The organism is Geodermatophilus sp. SYSU D01106 (assembly GCF_054049995.1).
This window is the reverse complement of sequence record NZ_JBJGYM010000004.1, coordinates 45,247-63,718: the sequence shown is the minus strand read 5'-3', so window position 1 is coordinate 63,718 and position 18,472 is coordinate 45,247. Positions and strand designations below refer to the sequence as shown.

At 77.3% G+C, this 18,472-nt stretch carries 17 protein-coding genes and 1 riboswitch; of the genes, 10 read left to right on the top strand and 7 right to left on the bottom strand.

Annotation, left to right across the window (positions count from 1 at the left end; genetic code table 11):
* Positions 1 to 4: 4 nt before the first annotated feature.
* Both ACI78R_RS05715 and ACI78R_RS05710 read right to left on the bottom strand, forming a co-directional pair.
* Positions 5 to 292 carry an Lrp/AsnC family transcriptional regulator gene (locus ACI78R_RS05715; RefSeq protein ID WP_073422361.1) on the bottom strand — a complete coding sequence of 96 codons (288 nt, stop codon included), beginning with the start codon at positions 290 to 292 and terminating at the stop codon, positions 5 to 7.
* Between the two features lie 41 nt (positions 293 to 333).
* The gene (locus ACI78R_RS05710) at positions 334 to 2,199 is read right to left on the bottom strand and encodes a DEDD exonuclease domain-containing protein (RefSeq protein WP_457039945.1); all 1,866 of its coding nucleotides are present in this window, start codon (positions 2,197 to 2,199) and stop codon (positions 334 to 336) included.
* A gap of 258 nt (positions 2,200 to 2,457) precedes the next feature.
* On the opposite strand from ACI78R_RS05710, the gene ACI78R_RS05705 reads away from it, so the two are divergent.
* From ACI78R_RS05705 to ACI78R_RS05685, 5 genes are all read left to right on the top strand, one after another.
* The gene (locus ACI78R_RS05705) at positions 2,458 to 4,185 is read left to right on the top strand and encodes an NlpC/P60 family protein (protein ID WP_457039944.1); all 1,728 of its coding nucleotides are present in this window, start codon (positions 2,458 to 2,460) and stop codon (positions 4,183 to 4,185) included.
* 110 nt (positions 4,186 to 4,295) lie between these two features.
* Positions 4,296 to 4,604, top strand: coding sequence for a hypothetical protein (locus tag ACI78R_RS05700; protein ID WP_457039943.1), 309 nt, complete (start codon positions 4,296 to 4,298; stop codon positions 4,602 to 4,604).
* A 159-nt stretch (positions 4,605 to 4,763) separates the two neighbouring features.
* Positions 4,764 to 4,941, top strand: a riboswitch (cyclic di-AMP (ydaO/yuaA leader).
* A gap of 161 nt (positions 4,942 to 5,102) precedes the next feature.
* Positions 5,103 to 6,149 (top strand): C40 family peptidase, encoded by a 1,047-nt coding sequence (locus tag ACI78R_RS05695; RefSeq protein ID WP_457039942.1) that lies wholly within the window; start codon positions 5,103 to 5,105, stop codon positions 6,147 to 6,149.
* 182 nt (positions 6,150 to 6,331) lie between these two features.
* A complete protein-coding gene (locus tag ACI78R_RS05690; RefSeq protein WP_457039941.1) occupies positions 6,332 to 7,648 on the top strand; it encodes a M48 family metallopeptidase in 1,317 nt (438 codons plus the stop codon).
* Complete coding sequence (locus tag ACI78R_RS05685; protein ID WP_457039940.1) at positions 7,645 to 8,763, top strand: glycosyltransferase family 4 protein; 1,119 nt, start codon at positions 7,645 to 7,647, stop codon at positions 8,761 to 8,763. The genes ACI78R_RS05690 and ACI78R_RS05685 overlap by 4 nt, the downstream gene beginning before the upstream one ends.
* A gap of 82 nt (positions 8,764 to 8,845) precedes the next feature.
* Here ACI78R_RS05685 and ACI78R_RS05680 read toward each other — a convergent pair whose 3' ends face one another.
* Complete coding sequence (locus tag ACI78R_RS05680) at positions 8,846 to 10,639, bottom strand: AMP-dependent synthetase/ligase (RefSeq protein WP_457039939.1); 1,794 nt, start codon at positions 10,637 to 10,639, stop codon at positions 8,846 to 8,848.
* Positions 10,640 to 10,793: 154 nt separating this feature from the next.
* Here ACI78R_RS05680 and ACI78R_RS05675 point away from each other — a divergent pair, with 154 nt between their 5' ends.
* Genes ACI78R_RS05675 through ACI78R_RS05660 form a run of 4 tightly spaced genes read left to right on the top strand, consistent with a single transcriptional unit; the run spans position 10,794 to position 13,765 of the window.
* On the top strand, positions 10,794 to 11,225 hold the full coding sequence (locus ACI78R_RS05675; RefSeq protein ID WP_457039938.1) for an SRPBCC family protein: 432 nt from the start codon (positions 10,794 to 10,796) through the stop codon (positions 11,223 to 11,225).
* Positions 11,226 to 11,232: 7 nt separating this feature from the next.
* Complete coding sequence (locus tag ACI78R_RS05670; protein ID WP_457039937.1) at positions 11,233 to 12,402, top strand: ArsA-related P-loop ATPase; 1,170 nt, start codon at positions 11,233 to 11,235, stop codon at positions 12,400 to 12,402.
* Entirely contained in the window at positions 12,399 to 12,779 is a 381-nt protein-coding gene (locus ACI78R_RS05665) for a hypothetical protein (protein WP_457039936.1), read from the top strand. Before ACI78R_RS05670 ends, ACI78R_RS05665 begins: the two co-directional genes overlap by 4 nt.
* Entirely contained in the window at positions 12,779 to 13,765 is a 987-nt protein-coding gene (locus ACI78R_RS05660) for an ROK family glucokinase (protein WP_336029795.1), read from the top strand. Before ACI78R_RS05665 ends, ACI78R_RS05660 begins: the two co-directional genes overlap by 1 nt.
* 4 nt (positions 13,766 to 13,769) lie before the next feature.
* Here the strand turns inward: ACI78R_RS05660 and ACI78R_RS05655 are convergent, their stop codons facing one another.
* Positions 13,770 to 14,501 carry a hypothetical protein gene (locus ACI78R_RS05655; protein WP_073422371.1) on the bottom strand — a complete coding sequence of 244 codons (732 nt, stop codon included), beginning with the start codon at positions 14,499 to 14,501 and terminating at the stop codon, positions 13,770 to 13,772.
* Positions 14,502 to 14,654: 153 nt separating this feature from the next.
* On the opposite strand from ACI78R_RS05655, the gene ACI78R_RS05650 reads away from it, so the two are divergent.
* A complete protein-coding gene (locus ACI78R_RS05650) occupies positions 14,655 to 15,401 on the top strand; it encodes a lysophospholipid acyltransferase family protein (protein ID WP_457039935.1) in 747 nt (248 codons plus the stop codon).
* Here ACI78R_RS05650 and ACI78R_RS05645 read toward each other — a convergent pair.
* Genes ACI78R_RS05645 through ACI78R_RS05635 form a run of 3 tightly spaced genes read right to left on the bottom strand, consistent with a single transcriptional unit; the run spans position 15,398 to position 18,452 of the window.
* Positions 15,398 to 15,994, bottom strand: a complete 597-nt coding sequence (locus ACI78R_RS05645; protein WP_457039934.1) for a TetR/AcrR family transcriptional regulator — start codon at positions 15,992 to 15,994, stop codon at positions 15,398 to 15,400. The genes ACI78R_RS05650 and ACI78R_RS05645 overlap by 4 nt on opposite strands.
* Before the next feature lie 11 nt (positions 15,995 to 16,005).
* Positions 16,006 to 16,947, bottom strand: a complete 942-nt coding sequence (locus ACI78R_RS05640) for an alpha/beta fold hydrolase (protein ID WP_457039933.1) — start codon at positions 16,945 to 16,947, stop codon at positions 16,006 to 16,008.
* Positions 16,944 to 18,452 (bottom strand): flavin-containing monooxygenase, encoded by a 1,509-nt coding sequence (locus ACI78R_RS05635; RefSeq protein ID WP_457039932.1) that lies wholly within the window; start codon positions 18,450 to 18,452, stop codon positions 16,944 to 16,946. The genes ACI78R_RS05640 and ACI78R_RS05635 overlap by 4 nt, the downstream gene beginning before the upstream one ends.
* Between the last annotated feature and the right edge of the window lie 20 nt (positions 18,453 to 18,472).

Sequence of the window (18,472 nt, the reverse complement as noted above, 5' to 3'; positions counted from 1 at the left end):
CGGCTCAGTCGGCGTTCTCGAGCCCCACGGAGAACGCAGCCTCCAGGTCGTGCCGGGAGTAGGCGCGGAAGGCGATGTGCGTCTCGGTCTCGAGGACGCCGGGGACCTTGTTGATCCGCCCGGCGATCACCTCGGCGACCTGTTCGAACTCGCGGACCCGCACGATCGCGATCAGGTCGACCTCGCCGGCGGTCGAGTAGACCTCGCTGACGCCGTCGAGGTCGGCGATCGCGGCCGCCACCTCAGGGATCGCGTCGGTGGCGGCGTCGACCATCACGATGGCGGTGATCACGCTGCCGGACTCTAGCCGCGGGGGCGCCGCCCCGCGGGCGCTCAGGCGACGACGACGCGGTCGGGCCGGGAGCGGGTGCCGAGCCGGCGGCCGTCGGCGAACGGGTCGCGCAGCGCCCGCCCGGCCTCGACGCGGGCGAGGAACCCGCTGAAGCCGCCCGTGCCCGGCGCCGCGCAGGCCAGCGTGCCGTCGACCTCGACCAGGCGGGTGCCGGGCTTCTCCATCCAGCGCAGCACCAGCTCGGTCTCGTCGACGGAGGCGGCCAGCTCGCCGTCCGAGCCCGGCACGGTCTCCGCGGTGGCCCGCAGCAGCGCCAGCGCGTCGCGCACCGACGTCGCGCGCGGTGCGCCGCCGGCCGCGACCAGCCTGCCGCGGCGCACCACCGTCAGGTGCCAGCCGCCGGCGCCGTCGGGACGGGCCAGCACGAACTCCGGGACGGCGGCCAGCGTCTCCAGCCGCTGCCGGCGGCGGACGGCGCGCACCAGCACGGCGACCCGGTCGCGCAGCACGGCGGCGTCCTCGTAGCGCTCCTCGGCGGCCAGCCGGTCGACCCGCTCGAGCAGGGGCCCGACGAGCGCCCCCGGGTCGCCGGCGACGGCGGCGCGCAGCACCTCGGCGACGAGGGCGTACTCCGCGACCGACTGCGCGCCCGTGCACGGCCCTCCGCAGCGGCCCATGCCGAACAGCGCGCAGGCGCTGGTGGTCACCCGGGGCGAGAGCCGGGAGGTGCACTGCCGCAGCGGCAGCGCCTCGTGGACGGCGGCCATGGCCATGTCGGCGGCGCGCCGGTCGGCGAACGGGCCGAGGAAGACCCCGGCGCCCGGCCGCGTCCGGCGGACGGCCGACAGCCGGGGGAAGGGCTCCTCCGTCAGCCGCAGCCACAGCGCCCGCTCGGGGAAGCGGGACCGGCGGTTGTAGCGCGGCTTGTGCTCGGCGATCAGCCGCAGCTCGCGGACGGCGGCCTCCAGGTCGTGCGCGCACGGGACGGCGTCGACGCGGGTGGCGAGGGCGACCATCTCGGTCATCCGGCTGCGCTGCTCGCTGGAGTTGAAGTAGCTGCGCACGCGGGTGCGCAGGTCGTTGCTCGTGCCGACGTAGAGCGGTTCGTCGCGCGGGCCGCGGAAGACGTAGACGCCGGGGCCGTGCGGGACGGTCTCGGCGAGGTGGCGCTTGCGGCGGCGCGCCGGGTCGACCTGCCGGGTCAGCCCGGTCAGCTCCTCCAGCGACGTCACCCCGAGCGGGCCGAGTCGTTCGAACAGGCCGTGGAGGACGTCGACGGTCGCGCGGGCGTCGTCGAGCGCCCGGTGGCACGGCGAGGTGGTGGCGGAGAAGAACGGCGCGAGGGTGGCCAGCTTGCAGTTGGGCACCTCGTCGCGGCTGAGCAGCCGGCGCGCCAGGACGGCGGTGTCGACCGAGGCGGCCGCGGGCCAGGCGGTGCCGGTCTGCTCGCAGGCGGCCCGGAGGAACCCGAGGTCGAAGGGGGCGTTGTGCGCGACGAGGACGGCGCCGCGGGCGAACTCGAGGAAGGCCGGCAGGACCGCGTCGATGCGCGGCGCGGTGGCCACCATCGCCGTCGTGATCCCGGTGAGCACGCTGATGTAGGGCGGCACCTCGCAGCCCGGGTCGACCAGCGTCTGGAACTCCCCGAGCACCTGCCCGCCGCGCACCTTCACCGCGCCGATCTCGGTGATCGCGCAGTCCTTCGGGGACCCGCCGGTGGTCTCGAGGTCGACCACCACGAAGGTGACGCCGGCCAGCGGCGTCCCGAGCTCGTCGATCGTCGCCTGCACGTAGGGCAGCGGCTCGTGCGGGACCGGCCGGGTGCGGGGGAGCGGGCGGTCGCCGTGGGCGGGTGCCTGCTCGTGTCGCGGCGGCCGGGAACCGGCCCCGCTGGCGGGGAAGAGCACGGCGGGACGGTAGGCCGGGGGTCGGACAGTCCCGGGGAGGCGGCCCCGGTGGTGCTGCCGGAGGCGGTCCCGGAGCGGCTCCCGGGGGCGGTCCCGGGGCGGCTCCCGGGCGGGGGTCCTGACGGGCTCCCCGGCGCGGCGCCCGGCGTGTCCTCGCCCGGGCGGGGGAGGCGCGCCCGCACCGGTTGCGGCACGGACGCGGCCCGGACGACGATCGCCCGGCGGACCAGGGGGGTCCGGTCCAGTGAGGGTGGTCCGATGCGTGCGCGGTCCCGGCGCGGCGCGACGTCGCTCGGCGTCGCCGCCCTCGCCGCGGTCCTGGCGGTCGCGCTCGCCGGCCCCGCCGCCGCGGCGCCCAGCGACCAGCCCGGCGGCACCAGCGGCACCCTCGACAGCGCGGCACTGGACCGGCTGCAGCAGCGCGCCGCCGAGGTGCAGGCCGACCTGCAGCAGCGGCAGGCCGAGGTGACCGCGGCGCAGCAGGCGCTGGCCGCCGCGCAGGCCGACGCCGACACCGCCCGTGCCGACGTCGCCGCCGCGGAGGGCGAGCTGGCGCGGTACCAGGCCGTCGTCGCCCGCTACGCCTCGGCGGCCTACCGGGACGGCGGTGCGCTGACGCCGCTGTCGGTCCTGCTCAGCGGCGCCGACCCGGGCGACGTCGTCGCCGCCCTCGGCTACCTCGAGGCCGTCGACGACCACACCGCCGCCACCGTGACCGCCGCGGAGCAGCAGCGCCGGGCCGCGGTGGCCGATCGGACGGCGGCCGAGGCCGCGCTGGCCGAGGCCCAGAAGCGGGCCGACCGGCTGTCCGGCCAGGTGGCCGAGCTGCAGGCGAGCGCGGAGGCGGTCACCGACGAGCTCGACGTGGCCCTCGGCGACGTCGACCGGCAGCTGTCGGACCTGCAGCGCCAGCAGGCCGACGTCAACCGCCAGACGGCCGCCAACTGGCGCGCGTACCTCGACCAGCTCGCGGCGGCCGGGGTCGCGGCCCCGCCGGCGTCGGTGCTGCTCGACCCCGCGGCCGGGCTGCCCGGCGGGCTGCTGCCGGTCGGCGCCGCGGCCGGCGGCGCCCAGCGCGGGGCGGCGCAGTCCCCGCGGGAGCCCACGTCGCTGCTGGTGCTGCCGGCCGAGACGCTGGCCGCCGTCACCGCGGCGATGGACGCCCTCGGCCGGCCGTACGCGCCCGGCACGGCGGGGCCCGACTCCTGGGACTGCGGGTCGCTGGTGTCGACGGTCTACCGCGACGCCGGGATCGACCTGCCCGGCGACCAGGCGGGGCTGTTCGCGGGAACGACCCCGGTCGACCTCGCCGACGTGCTGCCCGGCGACCTGGTGTTCCTCGGCACGCCGGAGTCGGGACTCGGGCACGTGGGCATCGCCCTCGACGGGCAGACGATGCTGGCCGCCGACGGGCGGGCCGGCGCGGTCGTCGTCCGCCGGTTGCCGGCCGACCAGGTGCTGCACGTCGGCCGGCCGAGCCTCGGCCCGCGCGCGGAGGTGGCCCCGCCGGGCCCGACCGGCGGCGCACTGCGCGTGGAGTGCGGCAACACGGTCTACCCGCCGAGCTCCGTCGGGGGGCGCTCGTGGGGCGGCTACCCCAACGGCCTGATCCCGCCCAGCGCGCTGTGCCCGATCGGCGTCGGCTCGCACGCGCTGCGCTGCGACGCCGCGGCGGCCTGGCGGGCGCTGAGCGCCGCGTACGCGACGGCGTTCGGCGGGCCGCTCTGCATCACCGACTCCTACCGCACCTACGCCTCGCAGGTGCGGCTCTACGGGGAGAAGCCGGCGCTCGCGGCAGTGCCCGGCACCAGCAACCACGGCTGGGGCCTGGCCGTGGACCTGTGCGGCGGCATCGACACCTTCGGCACCCCGCAGTACGCGTGGATGGTCGCCAACGCCGGCCGCTTCGGCTGGCTGCACCCCACGTGGGCCGACCCGGGCAACGGCCGCGAGGAGCCCTGGCACTGGGAGTACGCGGGCAGCTGAGCCGGACTGTCGGTGGCCGTCCCTAGCGTGCCGGCCAACCGACAGGGAGACCCGTCCCGTCCGTCGCCCGGTCTCCCGGGCGCGCGGCGGGGCACCGGAGGGACACCGCCATGCTCATCGACTGCGACTCGTGCACCGTGCGCGGCACCGGCTGCGCCGACTGCGTCGTCACCGTGCTGCTCGGCGCGCCGCCGGCGGAGCTGGGCACCGCGCCCGTGCTGCTGCCGGTGCCGCCGGTCCCGGCCGCCACCGCCCGCGCCACGGGCGACGCCGCCGCGCCCCTCGCGGGCGTGGTGGTCGACCTCGACGACGTGGAGCGCCGCGCCGTGCGCGCCCTGGCCGACGGCGGCCTGGTGCCTCCGCTGCGTCACCGGCCGGCGGGGGAGGCCCGGCCGGGTGGGCGCCGCCGCACCGGCTGAGACGCAGGTGACGGCCCGGGCGGGCACGCACCGGAGTGGCGCGACTGCTCACCGTGTGTGTTCTCACAGTTCCCGGGGTCCGCGTTTGTCACATCTGCATCACGTCCGTACTGTGGCCGCGTCCGGCCGGGTGGTCGTCACCCACTGCGAGGTGACCTCGGCCGGTCACCGCCGAGTCACCGGACGCCGCCCCCGGGTGTGCGCGAGGTGAGCCGGGGACCCACCGCAGCACTGGGGTGAGTTCTCACGGACACCGGTCCGCCGGGGTCCAGAGATAGGGCACGTCTTCCCAGCCCGAACCCGTCAGCTAACTCGGTAGGCGGTAGCTGAGGAAGAAACGGAGAGCCGCCGCCCGTGGCGACCCCCCGCCCCTCCCTGGGGCATGCCCGTGAACAGTCCGCGTCCCGCAGCACCGCCCGTGTCGCGGGGGCGCACCGCCCCTCCCGCCGCCGTCTCCTCGGCCGCGTCGCGCTGGTCGGCACCACCGCCGCGCTGACCGTGACGCTCCTGCCCGGCACCGCCGTGGCCGACCCGGAGCGGGCCACCACGCCGGAGCAGGCCGCCGAGCTCGCCGCCGACGCCGGCCGCCGCCTGGAGGCCGTCTCCGAGCAGGTCAACGAGGCCCGCGAGACCGTCCTGCAGCAGCAGGCCGCCGCCGCGGCCGCCGACCAGGCGCTCGCCGACGCGCAGGCCCAGCTGCAGGCCCTCGACGGGCAGATCCGCGAGGTCGCCCGCACCGCGTGGACCGGCGGCAACGACACCTTCGCCGGCCTCGAGCTGCTGATGACCAGCGACTCCGCCGACGACTTCGTCAACTCGCTGGCCACCCTCGACCAGATCGCCGGGCACACCACCGACGTGCTCGCCGAGGTCGGGGAGGCTGCCGCGGCCGCCCAGCAGGCGCAGTCCGACGCCGACGCCGCCGAGGCCGACGCGCAGCGCACCCTCGACGACCTCAGCGCTCAGGAGGCGCGGCTCGAGGAGGACATCGCCGACTACCAGGCGCAGTTCGCCGCGCTGACCGCCGCCCAGCAGGCGGCCGCCCTGGCCGCCCAGCAGGCCGGCGAGGCCGAGCAGGCCGCGGCTCCCGCGGCGGCCGGTGGCAGCACCGGCGAGAGCGCTCCGGTCGCGCAGGCCGCCGGTCGGGCCGCGGCGGCGCAGCCCGCCCCGGTGGCGGCGGCCGGTGGCGGCAGCGGCGCCGCGCAGGCCGCCGTGCAGACCGCGCTGGCGCAGGTCGGCGACCCCTACGTGTGGGGCGCCGGCGGGCCGAACGCCTTCGACTGCTCGGGCCTGACCCAGTACGCCTACGCGGCGGCCGGGATCAGCCTCCCGCACTCGAGCCGCATGCAGTCGCAGATGGGCACCGCGGTCACGCGGTCGCAGCTGCAGCCGGGCGACCTGATCTTCTACTACAGCCCGGTCAGCCACGTCTCGATGTACATCGGCAACGGCCAGATGGTGCACGCCTCCACCTCCGGCGTGCCGGTGAAGGTCGTGTCGGTCGACTCGATGGGCGGCATCACCGCCATGCGCCGCATCGCCTGACGAAGGACCCCCTCCTCCCCACGCCTCGCGAGCTCGGCGCGGGACCCGGGAGGGTGCCGTTCCAGCACCTCGCCGGTGAGGGCCGGGGACCCAGCACGGGTCCCCGGCCCTCGCCGCGTCCGGGGCCCGGGCCGACCGTCCCGGCGCCCGCCTAGGATCGGCCGGGTGGGCTGGGCGGCGGCGTGAGCAGGGCCCGCCAGGAGGACCGCACCGGCCCCGCGCCGGCCCGCCGCTGGACCGCCCGCCGCGCCGCCCTCGTCGTCGCCGCGGTGCTCGGGGCGGCGTTCGTCGTCGTGGTCGCCGTCCGGACGCCGTGGACCGTGCTGCCGCCCCCGCCCGGCGGGGCCACACCGGTCAGCGACGACGCCGGGCTGCCCGCCGAGGTGGTGCGCCGCGCCGAGGCGCTGGCCGCCGACCTGCGTCCCGCCTCGCTGGCCAACCTCCTGCTCGGCCTGGCCGTCTCCGCCCTGTTCGGCCTGACCCGCCTCGGCAGCCGGCTGGTCGGCGCGCTCGGCCGGACCGACGGCCGCCGGTGGCCGCTGACCGTCCTGGCCGCCACGGTGGTCCTGCTGCTCGCCGGGCGGCTGGCCACGCTGCCGATCAGCGCGTACGGCGAGGTGGTCCGGCACCGCTACGGCCTGTCCACCCGGTCGTGGGGGCTGTGGCTGCGCGACGTCGCCGTGAACACGGCCATCGACGCCGGCCTGACCGCGCTCGGGCTGCTCGCCCTGGTCGCCCTGGCCCGGTGGGCGCCGCGCACCTGGTGGGCGTGGGCGTCGGCGGGCGCCGCCGCGCTCGTGGTCACCGGCTCCTTCCTCTACCCGGTGGTGATCGAGCCGGCGTTCAACAGCTTCGCGTCGCTCCCGGCCGGGCAACTGCGCACCGACGTCCTGGAGCTCGCCGAGGAGAGCGGCACGCCGGTCGAGGACGTCCTCGTGGCCGACGCCTCCCGCCGGACGACGTCGCTCAACGCCTACGTGTCCGGGTTCGGCTCCACGCGCCGCGTCGTCCTCTACGACACGCTGCTCGCCGACGTGCCCGACGACGAGATCGAGTCGATCGTGGCCCACGAGCTCGGGCACGTGGCCACCGACGACGTCCTCACCGGCACGCTGATGGGCGCCCTCGGCGCGGCGGGAGCGGTGGCGCTGCTCGGCTGGCTGCTGTCGTGGCCGCCCCTGCTCCGGCGGGCGGGCGCGGGGTCCGCCGGTGACCCGCGGGTCGTGCCGCTGGTGCTGCTGCTCAGCGCCGTCGGCACGCTGGCGGCCACCCCGGTGCAGAACCTCGTCTCGCGGCACGTGGAGGCGCGCGCCGACCTGCACGCCCTCGACCTCACCGGCGACGCCGCGGCGTTCGTGGCGATGCAGCAGCGGCTGGGGGAGACCAACCTCTCCGACCCCAGCCCGCCCGCGGCCTGGCAGTGGTTCTTCGGCTCGCACCCGACGACGGCCCAGCGGGTGGCGATGGCGGAGGACTGGCTCGGACTGGGCGGCCGGTGAGCCGCACGCTCGTCGTCACCAACGACTTCCCGCCGCGGCAGGGCGGCATCCAGACCTTCGTCGCCGCGCTGCTCGAGCGCCGCCCGCCGGGGTCGCTGGTGGTGCTCGCCTCGCGCTCGCCGGGCTGGGAGGCGTACGACGCGCAGCTGCCCTACCCGGTCGTCCGGCAGCGGACGTCGATGCTCCTCCCCACCCCGGCCACCGCCCGGGCCGCGGCGGCGCTCGTCCGCGAGCACGGCTGCGACACCGTCCTGTTCGGGGCGGCCGCGCCGCTCGGGCTGCTCGCCCCGGGCCTGCGCGCCGCCGGGGCGCGGCGCCTGGTGGGCGTCACGCACGGGCACGAGACCGGCTGGGTCGCCCTGCCCGTCGCCCGGCAGCTGGTGCAGCGGATCGCCGGCGGCCTCGACGTCGTCACCTGCATCAGCGGGTACACCCGCGGCCGCCTGGCGCCGGCGCTCGAGGGGCGGACGCGGCTCGCGCAGCTGTCGCCCGGTGTCGACGTCGACCGGTTCACCCCGGCCGCCGACGGGACGGCGGTCCGCCGCCGGTACGGGCTGGGGGACGCGCCGGTCGTCGTGTGCGTCTCCCGCCTGGTGCCGCGCAAGGGCCAGGACGTGCTGGTGGCCGCCTGGCCGCGGGTGCTCGCCCGCCACCCCGGCGCCCGGCTGCTGCTGGTCGGCGGCGGTCCCGGCGAGGTCCGGCTGCGGCGCGCGGCTAGCGGGCTCGGGGACGCGGTGGTGCTGACCGGCGCGGTGCCGCCCGCGCAGCTGCCCGAGCACTACGCCGCGGGCGACGTGTTCGCCATGCCCTGCCGCACCCGCCGCGGCGGCCTCGACGTCGAGGGCCTGGGGATGGTGTACCTGGAGGCCGCCGCGTGTGGCCTGCCGGTGGTGGCCGGCACGTCCGGCGGGGCGCCGGAGGCGGTGCTCGACGGCGAGTCGGGCACCGTGGTGCGCGACCCGCGGTCCCCGGAGGCGGTGGCCGCCGCGGTGACCGCGCTGCTCGACGACCCGGCGCGGGCTCGGGCGATGGGCGCCGCCGGCCGCGCGTGGGTGGAGCGGCGCTGGTCGTGGACGACGATCGCCGCCGACCTCGCCGCCCTGCTCGAGCCCTGACCGGCACGTCCCGGGGACCCGAGGGCCCGGGACGGCGCGAGCCCCCTCCCGCGGTGCGGGAGGGGGCTCGCGGCGGGCGGGGTCAGCGGCTGTAGAGCGCCTCGACCTCGGCGTCGAACTCCTTGACCACCACGGAGCGCTTCAGCTTGAGGCTCGGGGTGAGCATCCCGTTCTCCTCGGTGAAGTCGGTGGTCAGCACCCGGTACCTCTTGATGGCCTCCGCCTGGGAGACGGCCCGGTTGGCGTCGGCGACGGCGGCGTCGAGCTCGGCCTTGACGTCGGGGTCGTCGGCCAGCGCGGCGACCGGGGTGTCGGCGGGCTTGCCCTTCGACTCCAGCCACAGCGGCAGCGCCTCGGCGTCGAGGGTGACCAGCGCGGCGATGAACGGCCGCTGGTCGCCGACGACGATGCACTGGCTGACCAGCCGGTGCGCGCGCAGCCGGTCCTCGAGGACGGCGGGGGCGACGTTCTTGCCGCCCGCGGTCACCAGGATCTCCTTCTTGCGCCCGGTGATCTTCGTGAACCCGTCGGCGTCGATCTCGCCGATGTCGCCGGTGTGGAACCAGCCCTCGGCGTCGATCGCCTCGGCGGTGGCCTGCTCGTTGTTCCAGTAGCCGCGCATGACCACGCCGCCGCGGATGAGGATCTCGCCGTCCTCGGCGATCCGGAACGAGACGCCGGGCAGCGGCCGGCCGACCGTGCCGATGCGCAGCGCCTTCTCGTGGTTGACCGACGCGGCGGCGGTGGTCTCGGTGAGGCCGTAGCCCTCGAAGACGGTGACGCCGATGCCGCGGAAGAAGTGGCCGAGCCGCTCGCCGAGCGGGGCGCCGCCGGAGATGGCGCCGAGGCAGCGGCCGCCGAGGGCGGCACGCAGCTTGCCGTAGACCAGCCGGTCGAACAGCGCGTGCTGCAGCCGCAGGCCGAGGCCGGCACCGCCGGTGTCCTGCGCCCGGGACCAGGCGATGGCGACGGCGGCGGCGCGGTCGAAGATCTTCCCCTTGCCGTCGGCCTCCGCCTTGGCCTTCGCGGAGTTGAACACCTTCTCGAACACGCGCGGCACCGCGAGGACGAACGACGGCTTGAAGGCGCCGAGGTCCTCGAGCAGGTTCTTCACGTCCGGCGTGTGGCCGGTGATCGTGCGGGTCTTCACCGCGCCGACCTGCAGGACGCGGGCCAGCACGTGCGCGAGCGGGATGAACAGCAGCAGCGACTCGTCCTCGCCGAGGAACCGGTCCAGCAGCGTGATGCCGTTGTCGATCTCGAACAGGAAGTTGCCGTGCGTGAGCTCGCAGCCCTTCGGCCGGCCCGTGGTGCCCGAGGTGTAGATGAGCGTGGCCAGGCTGTCCGCGTTCAGCGTGGCGCGGCGGGCGGCCAGTTCGCTGTCGGGCACGTCGGCGCCGGCGGCGGTGAGGGTGGCGACGGCGTCGTCCTCGATGACGTACAGCGGCCCGAGGTCGGGCGCCTGGTCGCGCACGGAGTCGACGGCCGAAGCGTGCTCGGCGCGCTCGACGACGGCGGCGACGGCGCCGGAGTCGGCGAGGATCCAGGCCACCTGGTCGGGGCTGGAGGTCTCGTAGACCGGCACCGTGACCGCGCCCGCCGTCCAGATGGCGAAGTCGAACAGCGGCCACTCGTAGCGGGTCTTGGCCTGCAGGGCGACCCGGTCGCCGGGCTGCACGCCGGCGGCGATCAGGCCCTTGGCCACGCCGGTCACCTGCTCGCCGAACTGGCGCCAGGTGACGTCCTCCCACCGCCCGCCGCGCTGGATGCGGAGGCCGACCTCGTCGCCGTGCTTCTCGACGTTCTCGGTCAGCATGTCGGTCAGGGCCGCGTCCGGGCCCACCTCGCTCGTCGCGGGGACGCTGTACTCGCGCACGCTCGGTCCTCTCTCCCCGCTCGGCCGGGGCGCCGGTGCCCGCGGTCCCGCGGCGGGACACGTCCCGACGAATCTACCGGCTGCGCCTACCGGTGAGTAGCCGCAGCCGGGCGGCCCGGCCCGCGGGCGGGAGCGGAGCGGCTAGCCTCAGGCCATGGCCGAGCAGTCGACCCAGTCGATCGTCGTCGCCGCCCCGGCGGCCGACGTGATGGCGGTGATCGCCGACTTCCCGGCCTATCCGCAGTGGGTGAAGGCGGCCCGCACCGTGGAGGTGCAGGAGACGGGGCCCGACGGCCGCGCCCGCCGGGTGCGCTTCGTCATCGACGCCACCGTCCTCACCGACGAGTACGTCCTCGACTACACCTGGGACGGCGACCGGCAGGTCTCCTGGACCCTCGTGCAGAGCAAGATCATGAAGCGGCAGGACGGCTCCTACACGCTCCGCGAGTCCGGCGGCGGCACCGAGGTCACCTACCGGCTCACCGTCGACATGGCGGTGCCGATGATCGGGATGCTCAAGCGCCGCGCCGAGAAGGTCATCCTCGACACCGCGCTCAAGGAGCTCAAGAAGCGCGTCGAGGGCTGAGCCGCCCGTGCGCACCCTGCTGTTCACCGGCCCCGGCGGGGCCGGCACGACCACCGTCGCGGCGGCCGCCGCGGTCCGCGCCGCGGGCGCCGGGCGGCGGGTGGCGCTCGTGACCGCGCAGGAGCCGCCGGCCGGCGTCGCGGACGCGGGCGCCGAGGTCATCCGCGCCGATCCGCGCGCCGGGCTCGAGCGGCTGTGGGAGCGGTGGGGCGCCGAGCTGTCGGCCGCCGTCCCCGACCTGGCGCTGCCGCCGGCAACGTCGGTGGTCCCGCTGCCCGGGGCGCGGGAGGTGGCGCTGCTGGCCGCGCTCGCGCGCGCCGGGGACGCCGACCTGGTCGTCCTCGACGCCGGTTCGCTGGAGACGGCGGCCGGGCTCGTCGCGCTGCCCGGGGCGCTGAGCTGGTGGCTGGAGCAGGCGCTGCCCACGCGGCTGCGGATGCTGGGGGCGGTCCGCACCGCCGCCGTCCGCGCGGGCACGGTCCGCCGCGGCGCGGTCGACGTCGCGCTCGCCGCCGTCCCGGAGCTGGAGTCCTGGCTGGGCGCCCAGGCCCTCGCCGACCCCTCGGCCACCGCCGTCCGGCTGGTCGCCGTGCCGCGGCCCGGCGCGGCCGCCGCCCTGCGCCGCGCCACCACGGCGCTGGCCGTGCACGGCCAGGCCGCGGCCGGGGTGCTGGCCCGCGTGCTGCCCGACGCGGCCGCCGGCGGCTGGTGGGCCGCGCGCCGCGCGGAGCAGGAGGAGTCGCTGGCCGCGCTGGCCGAGGTGGCGGAGGTCGTGCAGGTGCCGGAGTCCGCGGCCGCGCCGCGGGGCGCCGCCGCGCTGGCCGCGCTGCTGCCCGACCTGCCCGGGCCCGCCGGGGAGCCGGCGCGGGCGCCGGCGCCCGAGCGGGTCGACCGCGGCTGGCGGCTGGTGCTGCCGCTGCCCTTCGCCGAGCGGGGCGACGTCGGCCTGACCCGCTGGGAGGACGACCTCGTGCTCACCGCCGCGGGCACCCGCCGGTCGCTGCGGCTGGACGCGCTGCTGCGGCGGTGCGTGGTCACCTCGGGCAGCCTGGCCGACGCCGGCACCGCCCGCGCGCGGCTGGAGGTCGGGTTCGCGGCGGACCCGCAGCAGTGGCCGGCCGACCTGCTGGCCGCCCAGCAGCCGGAGCCGGGCCGGGACGAGGGGGGAACGCGGTGAGCGAGGCGACCGACTGGGTCGAGCAGGCCCGCCGGCTGGTCGCGGGCCTGGGCCTGCAGGGACTCGACCTCCAGGGGCTGGGTCTCCAGGGACCGGGTCTCCAGGGGCCGGGCCTCCAGGGCCGGCCGGACGGGGACGGGCACGTGCCCGGCGGGGACTGCCGCTGGTGCCCGGTGTGCCAGGTCGCCGCCGTCGTGCGCCGCCCGGAGGTGAGCGAGGCGTTGGCCGACGCGCTCACCAGCGCCGCGACCGCCCTGCGCGCCATGGCCGCCGCCGCCGCCGAGGAGGAGGGGCGGGCCGCGCCGGAGCAGCCCGAGCAGCCCGCGTCCGCACCACCCCCGCCGGCACCGCCGGTGCAGCACATCGAGATCGCCTAGTGGACGCGGCCGCGCTGCCGGCGCTGGGCGTCGACGTCGGCGGCACCAAGGTCGCCGGCGGCGTCGTCGCCCCCGACGGCACGGTCCTGGCCACCGCCCGCCGGTCCACGCCCACCGCCACGGTCGGTGAGACCGAGACGGCGATCGCCGCGGTGGTCGAGGAGCTCGCCGCCGCGCACGGGGGAGAGCTCGCCGCCGTCGGCGTCGGCGCGGCCGGGTGGTTCGACCGCACCGGCGACGTCGTGCTGTTCAGCCCGCACCTCGCCTGGCGGCACAGCTCGCTGCGCCGCGACCTGGCCGCCCGGCTGCGGCGGCCGCTGTGGGTGGGCAACGACGCCGACGCCGCCGCCTGGGCCGAGTACCGCTTCGGCGCCGCCCGGGGCGCCGACCTCGCGCTGTGCGTCACCCTCGGCACCGGCATCGGCGGCGGGATCGTCGCCGGCGGCCGGCTGCAGCGCGGCGCGCACGGCGTCGCGGGGGAGTGGGGCCACATGCGCGTGGTGCCCGACGGCCGGCTGTGCCCGTGCGGCAACCGCGGCTGCTGGGAGCAGTACGCCAGCGGGAGCGCACTGGCCACCACCGCCCGCGAGGTCGCCACCCGCTCACCGGCGGCGGCCGCCCGGCTGCTCGACCGCGTCGACGGCGACCCCACGCGGCTCACCGGCGAGGACGTCGCGCGCGCCGCGGCCGACGGCGACCCGGTGGCGCTGGCGCTGGTCACCGACGTCGGCGAGTGGCTCGGCCAGGGCATCGCCGACCTCGCCGCTGTGCTCGACCCCGACGTCGTCGTCATCGGCGGCGGGGTCAGCGTGCTCGGCGAGATGGTGCTGCGGCCGGCCCGCGAGCGGCTGGACCGGGTGCTGCCCGGCCGCGGCTTCCGGCCCGGGCCGGAGGTCGTCGCCGCCACGCTGGGCGCGCAGGCCGGCCTGGTCGGCGCCGCCGACCTCGCGCGGGCCACCGTCTGCGCGCAGGAGACCGGCGGCTGACCCGTCAGACGACGGCGCCGTCGTCGCCGTCGTCGGTGGAGCGCTCGCGCATCCGGGACAGGAACAGCCCGGCGCTGCCGACCAGCGCCGCGACGCCGAGCACCAGGCCCGTGTCGGTGGTCAGGCCCAGCACCCGCGGGGCGCCGACCAGCACGACGCCGGCCGCGGCCAGCAGCACGGCGTAGAGCGTCGACGGCGAGGGCACGGGCACCGGCGGGGCCGGCGGCGGCTCGTAGTGCTCCTCGTCCGCGTCGTCGTCGGCGTCCCCGGCGGCGTCCCGGACGGTGTGCCGCGTCGTGTCCTCGGCCGGGGCGGGGGCCGGCGCCGGGGCGGGCCGCGACTCCTCGACGACGGTGCGCCCGTGCTCGGCCTCGTAGGCGGCCACGATGCGCCGCCACTCGGCGTCCTCGTCGAGGTCGGGGCGGGTGGAGCGGCGCTCGGCGGCGGGGCCCGCGGCCGGGACGTGGTCGTCGGCGTGCCGGTCGACCAGCGAGCGGCCCTCGCGCAGCCGCGCCCGGTCGACGAAGAGCCGGTCGGCCGGCGGGCTCGGGAGGAACACGGTGCGGGTGTAGGGGCCGACGTCGGCGGCGGGCTCGAGGTAGGCCGCGATCCCGGCCTCGCGCAGCACGTCGAGGAGGTGTTCGCCGACCCGCGGGTCGACGTCGCGCAGCGGGGCCCACAGGGGCGCGTCGAGACCGTTGTCCCGGCGGCCGCGGCCGCGTCGCGGGGTCGTCACGACGGCGACCCCTGCGCGGGAACCGGGGACGGCGCTGCAGCCACGGGGTCCTCCTCGGCGGACGGCGGTCGGGCCGGTGCGGACGCGCGCGACCGGGGGGTCGATTGTCGCCGGGATGCCCGGCTCCCTAGTCTGGCAGTTCCACAGGGAGGCGTGTTGTTCTACTGGTTCCTCAAGTTCGTCGCGATCGGCCCCGCCGTGAGGCTGGCCTTCCGGCCGCGGGCCGAGGGTCGGGAGCACGTCCCCGCCGACGGCGCGGCGATCCTCGCGAGCAACCACCTGTCGGCCGCCGACTGGATCTTCATGCCGCTGTCGCTGCGGCGCCGGGTCACCTTCCTGGCCAAGGCCGAGTACTTCACCGGCCGCGGCGTGAAGGGCCGCCTGCAGCGGGCGTTCTTCTCCGGCGCGGGCCAGGTGCCGATCGACCGGTCGAGCGCCACCGCCGCCGAGGGCGCGATCCGCACCGGCATCGGCATCCTCGAGCAGGGCAGGCTGCTCGGCATCTACCCCGAGGGCACCCGCTCGCCCGACGGCCGGCTCTACCGCGGCAAGACCGGTGTCGCCCGCATGACGCTGGAGACCGGAGCCCCCGTCGTGCCGGTGGCCATGACCTACACGCCGCGGCGGATGCCGTTCGGGTCGCGGCTGCCGCGGGTCTGCGTGCGCTTCGGCGAGCCGCTGGACTTCTCTCGCTACGAGGGCCTGGCCGGTGACCGCTTCGTCGAGCGGTCGATCACCGACGAGATCATGTACGAGGTCATGACGCTGTCAGGCCAGGAGTACGTCGACGTCTACGGCGCCTCGGTGAAGAAGGCGCAGGCCGCCGGCGGGCGGCCCGGCGTGCTGCCGCCCCCGGCCGGCGAGGCCGGCGACCGCGCGCCCGACACCCTCGCCGGCTAGCGGTCCAGCAGGCGTCCCAGGACGTCGGTGAGCAGCGCGAGCAGGTCCTCGCGGCTGGTCGCGGGCTCGCGCACCCACTGGTGCACCAGGTCCTCGGTGAAGGCGAACCAGGAGCGCACCAGCTGCCGGCGCAGCGGGTCCTCGGGGCCGCCGAGCGCGCCGATGCCGAGCGCCCCCATGCCGAGGTCGACCAGCGCCTCGCGGGTCTCCTCGTAGACCTCGGCCACCCACGGGTCGCCGCCGGCCGCGCCGCGGACGAACGCCAGGTGGGTCTCGCGGTAGGTCTCCACCCAGCCGACGTAGCGGTCGAGCATCCATGCGGGACGCTCCGCCGCCGGGACGCCGTCCGGCGGGGTGAGGTGGGTGCGCAGCAGGTCGGCCGCCGCCCGGGTCACCGCCCGGTAGTAGTCCCGCTTGGACGGGAAGTAGTGGAACAGCAGGCTGCGGCTGATGCCCGCCCGCCGGGCCACCTCGTCGATGGTCAGCTCCTGCACCGGCGTCGTGGGCAGCAGCTGCAGGCCGATGCCGACCAGCTGCTCCCGCCGGTCGGCGGCCGACCGGCGGGAGCGCGGGGGAGGGGCGGGGGCGGTCACGGCCGGCCGGCTCAGGCGGCGGCCCGGGCGGCCGCGGCCTCGGTGAGCAGCCGGGCGATCGACGCGGCGACCAGGGAGGGCCGCTCGTCGGGGAGCATGTGGCCGGTGCGCGGCACGACCTGCAGCCGCGCGTCGGGCAGCGCCTGCGCCAGCTGCCGGCTGTGCCGCACCGGGGTCAGCTTGTCGCCCTCGCCGACGAGCACCTCCACCGGTACCCGGGTGAGGGCGGCGAGCTCGGTGCGCACGTCGTGGTCGCCCAGCGCCGGCAGGAACGCCGTGAACGCCCGCACCGTGGTGGCGTGCATGATCTCGGCGCCCGCCCGCACCATCGCGTCGGTCGCGTCGGCGCCGTAGAGCAGGTCGCGCACGACCGCCCGGTGCCGCGGGTGCTCCGGCGGCACGAGGCGGCGCAGCCGCTCGACCACGCGCGCGCCGGCCAGTGCCAGCGTCAGCGCGCCGGGGGTGAGCCGCTGCCGGACCCGCTCGGCGCGGGTGCGCGGGGCGGGCTGCAGGTCGCCGGCCGACGTCGAGACGAGCGCGACGCCGCGGACGCGGTCGCCGAACAGCTCGGGACGGGCGGCGGCCAGGCACATGATCGTCATGCCGCCCATCGAGTGGCCGCCGAGCACGACCGGGCCGGTGGGGGCGAGCGCGGCGAGGACGGTGGCGAGGTCGGCGCCGAGCCGGTCGATGGAGACGTCCGCGGTGCCCCAGCTCGAGCGGCCGTGGCCGCGCTGGTCGTAGCGCACCAGCCGCAGCCGGCCGTCGGCGACCTGGCCGCCCAGCAGCGCGGCGACGTCTTCCCAGGCGGCCTGCGACAGGGTCCAGCCGTGCGCGAGGACGAGGGTGACGGGGGCGTCGTCGCGGCCGTCGACGGTGGCGTGCAGCAGGGCGCCGTCGTCGATGGCGACGGCGGCCGTGCGGCGCAGGCGGAGGGGCGGGGGCGTGCTCACGCGGCGGCCTCCGGGGTGCCGACGTAGTTCTCCCGGTCCAGCCGCCGGGTCAGCCTGCGGAAACGGAAGGTGAAGTCCGGCCAGAGCGTGGTGTTGTGGCCGTGCCGGTCGAGGTACCAGCTGGCGCAGCCGCCGGCGAGCCACACCGTGCCGCGGGAGCGGCGGGCGACGAGCTCGCGGTACGCCTCCTGCGCCTCCGGCGTGGTCTCCAGGACCGCCAGGCCCTCGGCGGCCATGGTCCGCAGCGCGTCGTCGACGTAGGCCACCTGCGACTCGATCATGTAGACCATCGACGTGTGGCCGACGCCGACGTTCGGCCCGACCAGCAGGAAGAGGTTGGGGAAGCCGGCCACGGTGCTGCCGCGGTTGGTGACCATGCCCTCGGACCACACGTCGGCGAGGGTGCGGCCGTCGCGGCCGGTGATCCGCCGCGCGATCGGCAGGTCGGTGACGGCGAACCCGGTGGCCAGCACGATCGTGTCGGTGGGGCGCTCGACGCCGTCGACGGTCACCACCGAGTGCGGGCGCACCTCGGCGATGCCCGCGGTGACCAGCTCGACGCCCGGTGCCGAGACCGCCGGGTAGTAGTCGTTGCTGATCAGGATGCGCTTGCAGCCGATCGTGTAGTCCGGCGTCAGCGCCCGCCGCAGCCGCGGGTCGCGCACCTGCCGCTGCAGGTGGGCCCGCGCCACCCGGCCCACGGGCCGCAGGAACCGGCGGTCCTTCGCCAGGCCGACGACGAGGAACTCGCGCACGAGGTAGAGGACCGCGCGCACCAGCCGCTGCAGGCCGGGCACCCAGCGGTAGAGCCGCTGCACCCGCGGGGACACCGGGTGGTCGGTGCGCGGCACGATCCACGGCGGCGTCCGCTGGTAGACGGCGAGGCTGCCCACCCGAGGCTGGATCGCGGGGACGATCTGGACGGCCGAGGCGCCGGTGCCGACGACGGCGACGCGCTCGCCGGTGAGGTCGTGGCCCTCGTCCCAGCGCGCGGAGTGCATGACGGTGCCCGCGAAGGACGCGAGCCCCGGGATGTCGGGGTACACCGGGTCGGCCAGCGCGCCGGCGGCCGAGACGAGCACCCGGGCCCGGAACCGGCCGGCCGTCGTCTCGATCTCCCAGCGCCGCGCGGCGTCGTCCCAGCGGGCGGCGGTGACCTCGGCGCCGAAGACGCAGTGCCGCCGGACGTCGAAGCGGTCGGCGGTGGCCTGCAGGTAGGCCTGGATCTCCGGCTGCTCGGAGTAGGAGCGCGGCCAGTCGGGGTTGGGCGCGAAGGAGAAGGAGTACAGGTTGGACTGCACGTCGCAGGCGGCCCCCGGGTAGGCGTTGTCGCGCCACGTGCCGCCGACGTCGTGCGCCCGCTCGAGCAGCACGAGGTCGGTCTCGCCGCGCCGCCGGAGGGCGATGGCCATCCCGAGGCCGGCGAAGCCCGACCCGATGATCGCGACGCCCACCTCGCGGGTGCGCTCCGCGCCCGGGGCGGGCCTGTCCAGCGTGCTCGTCACCAGGGAGCTCCTTCGGTCGA

Excerpts from the sequence above, each read along its gene's own strand:
- ACI78R_RS05705 (WP_457039944.1), top strand. The coding sequence starts at position 2,458 with ATGCGTGCGCGGTCCCGGCGCGGCGCGACGTCGCTCGGCGTCGCCGCC.
- ACI78R_RS05700 (WP_457039943.1), top strand. The coding sequence starts at position 4,296 with ATGCTCATCGACTGCGACTCGTGCACCGTGCGCGGCACCGGCTGCGCC.
- ACI78R_RS05675 (WP_457039938.1), top strand. The coding sequence starts at position 10,794 with ATGGCCGAGCAGTCGACCCAGTCGATCGTCGTCGCCGCCCCGGCGGCC.